At 29.7% G+C, this 8,708-nt stretch carries 9 protein-coding genes; 6 read left to right on the top strand and 3 right to left on the bottom strand.

The annotated features are described in order from the left end of the window. Window positions 1–865, bottom strand: an 865-nt coding sequence (locus tag ACFDSN_RS09180) for a C1 family peptidase (RefSeq protein ID WP_375239552.1), incomplete at its 3' end; no start/stop codon positions are given. Window positions 866–918: 53 nt separating this feature from the next. Here ACFDSN_RS09180 and ACFDSN_RS09185 point away from each other — a divergent pair. Genes ACFDSN_RS09185 through ACFDSN_RS09195 form a run of 3 tightly spaced genes read left to right on the top strand, consistent with a single transcriptional unit; the run spans window position 919 to window position 3,570 of the window. Then, window positions 919–1,761, top strand: coding sequence for a 1,4-dihydroxy-2-naphthoyl-CoA synthase (locus tag ACFDSN_RS09185; RefSeq protein WP_375239553.1), 843 nt, complete (start codon window positions 919–921; stop codon window positions 1,759–1,761). Window positions 1,762–1,803: 42 nt separating this feature from the next. Then, window positions 1,804–2,757: a 1,4-dihydroxy-2-naphthoate octaprenyltransferase gene (menA, locus tag ACFDSN_RS09190; RefSeq protein WP_375239554.1), complete on the top strand. Its 954-nt coding sequence runs from the start codon at window positions 1,804–1,806 to the stop codon at window positions 2,755–2,757. Next, the gene (locus ACFDSN_RS09195) at window positions 2,758–3,570 is read left to right on the top strand and encodes a metallophosphoesterase (RefSeq protein WP_375239555.1); all 813 of its coding nucleotides are present in this window, start codon (window positions 2,758–2,760) and stop codon (window positions 3,568–3,570) included. A gap of 14 nt (window positions 3,571–3,584) precedes the next feature. Here ACFDSN_RS09195 and ACFDSN_RS09200 read toward each other — a convergent pair whose 3' ends face one another. Beyond that, window positions 3,585–4,469, bottom strand: coding sequence for a sterol desaturase family protein (locus ACFDSN_RS09200; RefSeq protein ID WP_375239556.1), 885 nt, complete (start codon window positions 4,467–4,469; stop codon window positions 3,585–3,587). A gap of 53 nt (window positions 4,470–4,522) precedes the next feature. Here ACFDSN_RS09200 and ACFDSN_RS09205 point away from each other — a divergent pair, with 53 nt between their 5' ends. The 3 genes from ACFDSN_RS09205 to ACFDSN_RS09215 are packed head-to-tail and all read left to right on the top strand — an operon-like array spanning window position 4,523 to window position 7,578. Continuing rightward, entirely contained in the window at window positions 4,523–5,557 is a 1,035-nt protein-coding gene (locus ACFDSN_RS09205; protein WP_375239557.1) for an o-succinylbenzoate synthase, read from the top strand. Window positions 5,558–5,560: 3 nt separating this feature from the next. Then, window positions 5,561–6,526: a lysostaphin resistance A-like protein gene (locus tag ACFDSN_RS09210; RefSeq protein ID WP_375239558.1), complete on the top strand. Its 966-nt coding sequence runs from the start codon at window positions 5,561–5,563 to the stop codon at window positions 6,524–6,526. A 5-nt stretch (window positions 6,527–6,531) separates the two neighbouring features. Next, window positions 6,532–7,578: an AMP-binding protein gene (locus ACFDSN_RS09215; protein WP_375239559.1), complete on the top strand. Its 1,047-nt coding sequence runs from the start codon at window positions 6,532–6,534 to the stop codon at window positions 7,576–7,578. A 69-nt stretch (window positions 7,579–7,647) separates the two neighbouring features. Here the strand turns inward: ACFDSN_RS09215 and ACFDSN_RS09220 are convergent, their stop codons facing one another. Beyond that, window positions 7,648–8,517: a choice-of-anchor V domain-containing protein gene (locus ACFDSN_RS09220; protein ID WP_375239560.1), complete on the bottom strand. Its 870-nt coding sequence runs from the start codon at window positions 8,515–8,517 to the stop codon at window positions 7,648–7,650. Window positions 8,518–8,708: the final 191 nt, after the last annotated feature.

The following is an 8,708-nucleotide window of genomic DNA, read 5'->3' on the forward strand; positions in this document are numbered from 1 at the left end:
AAGCTTCTTGTCTTAATTCAGGAGTAACTACAATTTCTTTAGTTATTATCGTTAGGTCTTTAGCTTCTTCTGTTGGCAAAATAGCAACACCATGTTTTGAAGAGAATGTTTTTTCACTTACATCGCAATCTAATTCTATAGAATAACCATTATCTAAAGCGTATAAAGTAGTTGCCATTAAATCTGATAATTTAATATTGTAAAAAGCACCATTAGAAAAATTATCAGGAATATTTAAAACAAATTCCGTGTAATAAGGTTTATGTGTAAAAGAAGTTAAGCTAACATAAACTTTAGGTTCAATCTTTAAGGACTTCATAAAACTAATAGGTGTATAATTTACACCTTTGTAAAAGAAACTTGTAGTTGGCGCACCTAATTTATCATTTAAAATAGAAGAAACAGGTGTTTTCCAATCTGTTATTTTTTTACCAATAAAACTATCTAAAACAGGTTTTAAAGCATCTACTAATTTGGAGTGGTTGTGCTTTTTTTGATCTTCTTTCAAACCTGTATAAAACGCATTTGGAACAAAGCCATATTCAGCAATACTATTAATAACATCATGACCTAATCCGCCTTGGCTAAATTGAAGTTTTCCTTGGCGCATAACATAATTCCAAGCCTTAGTCTCATAAGTATGTCTTACATTAAACATTTCAGATAAATCAATACGCTTTTTATTAATACGCATAATCTCACTTTCTAAAAACGAAGAAGCAGAAAAACTCCAACACGTTCCAGTATTTCCTTGGCTAATAACTTCGGTGGTTTCAACGTCTTTTATAAGTTCAAAAGTTCTAGTTTGTGAAAAACCTAAAGTTGAGATTAATGCGAAAATAAGATATAGACTATATTTTTTCATATTGAAACAAATGTTTAAATTAAATGATTTATTTTTGATAAAAATACTAAAAAATGGAACAACCTAACTGGAAAACAGCCAAAGAATATCAAGATATAACGTACAAAAAGTGTAATGGAGTAGCAAGAATAGCTTTTAATAGACCAGAAGTTAGAAATGCGTTTAGACCGCAAACAACATCTGAGTTAATTGATGCTTTACAAGATGCTACAATAGATACAAGTATTGGTGTAGTATTAATTTCTGGCGAAGGTCCAAGTCCGAAAGATGGCGTATTTAGTTTTTGTTCTGGTGGCGATCAAAAAGCTCGTGGACATCAAGGTTATGTTGGAAACGATGGTTATCATCGCTTAAACATATTAGAAGCACAACGTTTAATTCGTTTTATGCCAAAAGCTGTAATTGCAGTAGTTCCAGGTTGGGCTGTTGGTGGCGGACATAGTTTACATGTTACTTGCGATTTAACTTTAGCAAGTAAAGAACACGCTATTTTTAAACAAACAGATGCAGATGTTACTAGTTTTGATGGTGGATATGGTTCTGCATATTTAGCAAAAATGGTTGGTCAGAAAAAAGCACGTGAAATCTTTTTCTTAGGAAGAAACTACTCGGCACAAGAAGCTTACGAAATGGGAATGGTCAATTCCGTAATTCCACATGATGAGTTAGAACAAACGGCTTACGATTGGGCTCAGGAAATTTTAGCGAAGTCTCCAATGAGTATTAAAATGCTTAAATATGCTATGAATCTTACGGATGATGGTATGGTTGGACAACAAGTTTTTGCAGGTGAAGCTACACGTTTGGCTTATATGACAGAAGAAGCTAAAGAAGGTAGAAATGCTTTTTTAGAAAAACGTGCACCTAACTTTGAAAAGAAATGGATTCCTAATTAGTGATTGTAAATTTATCTATTTTAATTTTTTGAAAAAGTACGAATGACCAAAACTCAAGCTTATATAAAAGCTGCAAGATTGCGAACTTTACCATTGTCCGTTTCTGGAATTATTTTAGGAAGTTGTTTGGCTGGATTTCATAATGAGCAAACAATTTATGAAACTGGATTTTTTAATTGTTTTGGAACATCACTTTCAGATAAAAACTACATAATCTTCATTTTAGCATTTCTAACAACAGTAGCATTTCAAGTTTTATCTAATTTTGCAAACGATTATGGAGATGGCGTAAAAGGAACAGACGATAATAGAGTAGGAGAACAACGTATGGTTGGTAGCGGAATTATTACCTCTGCAGATATGAAACGTGCAGTAATTATTACAAGTATTATTAGTTTGCTCTTAGCTATTGGACTAATTTATGTGTCTTTTGGTGCAGATAATTTTTTATATTCTTTATTGTTTTTTGCTATTGGAATTATCTCTATTGCAGCAGCTATAAAATATACCGTTGGTAATAACGCTTATGGTTATTCTGGTTTTGGAGATGTTTTTGTATTTGTGTTTTTTGGATTGGTAAGCGTTTTAGGAACGTATTTTTTATACACAAAACATATTGATTGGCTAATTGTATTACCAGCAATATCAATTGGCTTATTAAGTACTGCGGTTTTAAATCTTAATAATATGCGAGATATAGAAACCGATGCTGCTACTAATAAAAATACCTTAGCGTTAAAATTTGGAGCAAAAAAAGCGAAAAACTATCATTATGTTTTAATAAGTATCGCATTAAAAACAGCTTTGGCTTTTATGGTATTAAGTTTTAATAGTTGGTTTAGTTTATTAGGATTAGTGGCGTTTATTCCACTAATGCTTCATGTTAAAAGAATTTCAAACATAACAATCCCAAATGAGTTTGATCCAGAATTAAAAAAGTTAGCTTTATCTACTTTTTTATTAGCTATCTTAATTGGTATTGGAAGTTTATTGTAAATGAAAATTAATTCTAGAAGACGTTTTATAAAAAGTACTATTCTTGCCATATCAAGTATATTGGCAATAGATATGTTCTGGTTTGAACGTTACATTATAGATTGGAATTATTTTGATGTATCTAAACCAAACACTGAAGCAAAAATTAAAGTAGTTCAGTTATCAGATTTACATATTCAGAGTATTAAAAGTTTTCATAAGTCTATTGCCTCAAAGATTAACGAGATGAAACCAGATTTAGTTTGTTTTACTGGCGATGCTTTGGACGATAATAACAACTTATCTGTATTGAATTTATTTTTAGAATTATTAGATCCTTCAATTAAAAAATATGCTATTTTAGGTAATTGGGAATATTGGGGAAACGTAAATATTTCAGAACTTAACAAAATTTATAAATCGCATAATTGTGAGTTGTTAATTAATAAAACTTCAAATTTTACTAAGAATAAAAGAACCATAAATGTTATTGGAATAGACGATTTTGTTGGAGGAAAAGCTAATTTACAAGCGTCAACATCTTCACTTAACACAAAAAACGATGCTTTGATTTTAAATCATTGTCCGCAATATTTTGAAACTATTCAAACTAAAGAAAACACATTAAATGCAAATTTAGTATTATCTGGACATACGCATGGAGGACAAATAACTTTTTTAGGAATAGTTCCTTTTAAACCTCAAGGAAGCGGACAATTTTTAAAAGGTTTATATGGCGATAAACTTAAAATGTATGTTTCTAAAGGCATTGGAACGAGTATATTACCTATTCGTTTTGGAAGTAGATCAGAAGTAGCTGTTTTTGATATCTAAAAGAGTTTTAATTGCTATAATTCATCTTTAGATTTTAAGTACTCTTCTCGTAAGTCATCACTTAATTTTCCGGTTCCATCATGTCTCCAGCCTGGAGGATTAAAAAAGTATAATAATCGTTTCTTAAAACTTTTATCACCTAAAAACACATCTTTAAGAAGTTCTTTCCACTCTAGAAAAGCAATCTTTACTGGATTATAAGTCTCAATATCTACAACAAGACCGTAAACTACTTTTTCAGAACTTAATTCTGCTTGAAACGTACCAAATAGTCTATCCCAAATAATTAAAATTCCTGCGTGATTTCTATCTAAATAGATTGGATTACTTCCATGATGAACTCTATGATGTGATGGCGTATTAAAAATAGCTTCAAACCATTTAGGCATTTTATTTATAGCTTCTGTATGAATCCAAAATTGGTAAATTAAACTCACCGACATTTGCAGCATAATCATACCAGGATGAAAGCCAAAAAGAGGTAACCATAACCAAAATATAAATGTATAAAATCCACCAGACCAAGTTTGTCTTAAAGCCGTACTTAAATTGTAGTGTTTAGAAGAATGATGCACTATATGAGAAGCCCAAAATAACCGACATTCATGAGATATTCTATGAAACCAATAATAAGCCAAATCATCTAAAAAAAAGATCAAGATAAAACTCCACCAAGTTATTGGAATAGTAAAAAACCTGAAATTAGTATAAACAAACACAAAACATGCTAAAACAATACCTTTACTTATAAAACCAAGTAAAACATTACCAATTCCCATACTTATAGATGCTATAGAATCTTTTGTTGTGTAGTTTTTTGATGCCACATAAAGTTCTAACAGTATAGCTAAAATAAAAACAGGAATTGCAAAAAGTATAATTTGAGGAAATTCTGTCATTTTGATAAATTATAACACTAAAGTAGTAAATTTTATTAGTAATTTTGATGATAATGATTGCGACTTATAAAAAACATATTTTAGAATTTAAACAAGCAAGCGGAACTTCACGTGGTATTTTAAAAACTAAAGAAACTTGGTTTATAATTCTTGAAGAAAATGGAAATAAAGGTATAGGAGAATGCGGTATTCTTAGAGGTTTAAGCATAGATGACAGACCAGATTACGAAGACCAATTAAAATATACTTGTGATAATATAAATAAGGGATTAGGTATTTTATATCAAGAGAATGAAGCTTTTCCAAGTATTCAAATAGGATTAGAAATTGCATTTAAGTCTTTAGTGAGTAAAGATGAATTCGATATTTTTCCATCAGATTTTTCTAAAGGAAATTCAAGTATTCCAATTAACGGATTAATTTGGATGGGAACAGAAGTCTTTATGAAACAACAAATAAAGGATAAAATAGAAGCTGGTTTTAGTTGTATTAAAATGAAAATTGGAGCTATAGATTTTGATACTGAATTAAACTTATTAAAATCTATTAGAAAAGAATTTAACCAAGAAGATATTGAGTTACGTGTAGATGCTAATGGTGCTTTTGCTCCAAATACTGCTTTAGAGAAACTAAAACAATTATCTGAATTTAATTTGCACAGTATAGAGCAGCCTATAAAAAAAGGTCAGATTCAAGAAATGGCAAGACTTTGTGAAAAAACACCTTTGCCAATTGCTTTAGACGAGGAATTAATTGGTGTTTTTGGTGTAACAAAACAACGCGACTTGCTACAAACCATAAAACCGCAATACATTATTTTAAAACCAAGTTTTATTGGCGGATTTAAAGGCAGTAATCAATGGATAGATTTAGCCAAGGAACAAAAAATAGGTTGGTGGATTACAAGCGCATTAGAAAGTAATATTGGCTTAAATGCCATAACGCAATACACATTTACAAAACAAGTTAATATACCTCAAGGTTTAGGAACAGGAAGTTTATATACAAATAATATATCTTCGCCATTAGAAATTAAAAAAGGGCATATAACATATAACACCAAAGTAAATTGGGATTTTAAATTTTAAACTATGAATTTTATACAACAAGCTTATAATGGTAAAAATGAATTTTGGCGCTATTTAATTGGCTCATTAATTATTTTTGGAGCAACTCTAGTTGGGCAAATGCCATTTACAGTAGCGGTTTTTGCTAAAGCAATTAAAGATGGCACAAATATTTATGAATTAGACGAGACAAAAATGTTATCTTATTTAGAGCCTAATTTAAACATAGCCTTATTATTACTGTCTTTTGTCTTTGCGCTTTTAGGACTTTGGATTGCTGTAAAATTTTTACATAAGCAAACATTAAAAATTATTATTACTACAAGAAATAAAATAGATTGGAAACGTTTTGGGTTTGCATTTATTTTCTGGGGAATTATTTCTGTAGTTATGATTTATGCTGATTATACTTCAAATCCTGAAAATTACGAATGGAATTTTGAATTAAATCGGTTTCTTATTCTATGTATAATAGCTATTATTTTAGTTCCAATTCAAACTAGTGTAGAAGAATTAGTTTTTAGAGGTTATTTAATGCAAGGTTTTGGGTTTTTAGCTAAAAATAGATGGTTTCCATTAGTAATGACATCTGTTATTTTTGGAGGAATGCACATTTTTAATCCTGAAGTTGGTAAGCTAGGTTACTCTATTATGATATATTATATAGGTACAGGTTTATTTTTAGGAATATTAACTTTAATGGATGAAGGAATGGAATTACCTTTAGGGTTTCATGCAGCAAATAACTTATTTACGGCACTTTTAGTTACTGCAAATTGGACAGCTTTCCAAACGCATTCCGTTTTAAAAGAAGTCTCTGAGCCAAGTTTAGAGTTTATAGATTTAGTATTGCCAGTGTTTATTATTTATCCAATTTTATTATTAATTTTTGCGAAAGTTTATAAATGGACTAATTGGAAAGAAAAACTTTTTGGTAAGATAGAAATGCCTATTGAACCTTCGACTGAAATAGATCAAATTAAAGGGTAATAATATTGAGTCCTAATTCTTTACATAGTAGCTTTAAATTAAATGGTGTTACGTACACTAACGATACATTGTTAGAAAAGGCAAAGTATTTAACAGATAAGAGTAACGATTTTGAAGCTGAAATAGGTCGTTTTCTAATAGCTTGGTTAAATAATGAAGCAGTAGTAAAAGTTAAAACTTCTGGCTCTACAGGTAAACCAAAAACTATATATTTAAGTAAAGAAGTTATGAAGGCTTCTGCCTTAGCAACTGGTTTGTTTTTTAATTTAAAACCAACGCAATCTGCCTTGTTATGTCTGCCGGTTAGTTATATAGCAGGAAAAATGATGTTGGTTCGCGCTATGGTTCTTGGATTAGAAATAGATACTATAATTCCTAAAATAGATTTAGATATAAATTCTAAGCATTACGATTTCGTAGCAATGATTCCTTCGCAAGTCGAAAAGAATTTAGATGTTTTAAATCAGTTTTCTATTTTAATTATAGGAGGCGGAACTGTTTCTCATGCGTTAAAAAAAGAACTTCAATCTATAGAAACGTCGGTTTTTGAAACTTATGGAATGACAGAAACCATCACACATATTGCTATAAAACCTATAAACAAAATAGATTATAAGCCTTATTTTAAAACCTTACCCAATATTACTATTTCTCAAGATAATAGAAATTGCTTAGTTATTAAAGCACCTCAATTAAACAAAGAAACTATTATAACTAACGATGTTGTTAATCTATATTCTGAAACAGAATTTGAGTGGTTAGGTCGTATAGATAATGTAATTAATTCTGGTGGGTTAAAATTGTTTCCAGAAAAAATAGAGGCAAAGTTAGAACCTTTTATTAAGGAACGTTTTTTTATAGCGGCACAAAAAAACCAAATTTATGGAGAAGTTGCAATTTTAATTGTTGAATCTAAAACAAATCAATTAAATACTTCTATTTTTAAGTCTTTAAATAAATCTGAAATTCCTAAAGCAGTTTATAATATACCTAATTTTGTAGAAACAAGTTCTGGTAAAATTCAACGTATTAAATCGTTAGAGTTATTGTAATAATAACTAGATGCAAAAATGAAAAATCCAGCACATAAGTACTGGATTTAAGATTGTTAATTTTGTTTTTTATTTTATTGAAAGCTTTAAAGTCACTAACTCGTTAGATGATGTTTTAATTTTAGCAAAATACAAACCTGTACTTGCTTCTATATTAAAGCGAATTGTTTTTTCGTTATACGCATTAATTGTTTTAATTAGTTTTCCATTAACGTCAATAATATCGATTGTTGTTTCTTTATAGTTTTTCCCTAAATCAAGATTAAAAGAACCGTTAGATGGATTTGGAAATAATTTAATAGAGTCAACTAACTCAAATACTGTAGTATTTAATGTGTTATTTACTAATGTTAAAGATTCTGAATTAGTAGCCTCATCTCCAGAAGTTGCATTATTACCGTTACCAACAATACCTGCAGCATAAATTGTAATATCACTCATTCCCGTCGGAGCGGTCCATGAAGTAGTGAAAATTGTTGACCCAGCAGAGAAACTTGGTGTAGAATGCTCTACGTATTGTCTTACACCTATAGTAGAGATAGTTGTACCTGCTCCTGGACTGGATAATGCTCCTGCTTGAGCATTAGTTCCATCTAATAACACAGATTGAAAACCTCTTGCAAAACCAAAATTACTACTTACATTATATTCTAGAGTATAAATTGCTCCAGGAATATAACCTGTAACTACAGTACCCATTCCATCTTTAGCGGTAATAGAAATAGCTGCGTTATTAATTGCACCACTATGGCATTGACCACAGTTTATTCCGCCAGAAATAGGACTTCCAGTTCTATCTAAACCAAGTAGAGATCCAACGCCACCAGCTTTAAGAATGTGGACATATGTAGTATTAGTATTTAATTTTTTATAACTTTTAAATCCTATAAAAGATAAGCTTAATATTAATGATAGTAATAAAGGTAGTTTTGTTGTCATAATTTAATACTTATATTTTTGCAAAAGTATATATTTTTTTAATATTAAAAATTTAGCTTCACTCACTCAAAAGTACTGTTCACTCATTGTTGGTTTTATAAATAAGACTTTGGTTATAGTTTTACATTAAACTTTAAAACTAAAGCTTATGAAAACACTACTAACTCTATTTTTTACGTTTATAGTATTTA

Origin of the sequence: Aurantibacter sp. (genome assembly GCF_042094015.1) — a bacterium.
Taxonomy (GTDB): domain Bacteria; phylum Bacteroidota; class Bacteroidia; order Flavobacteriales; family Flavobacteriaceae; genus Aurantibacter.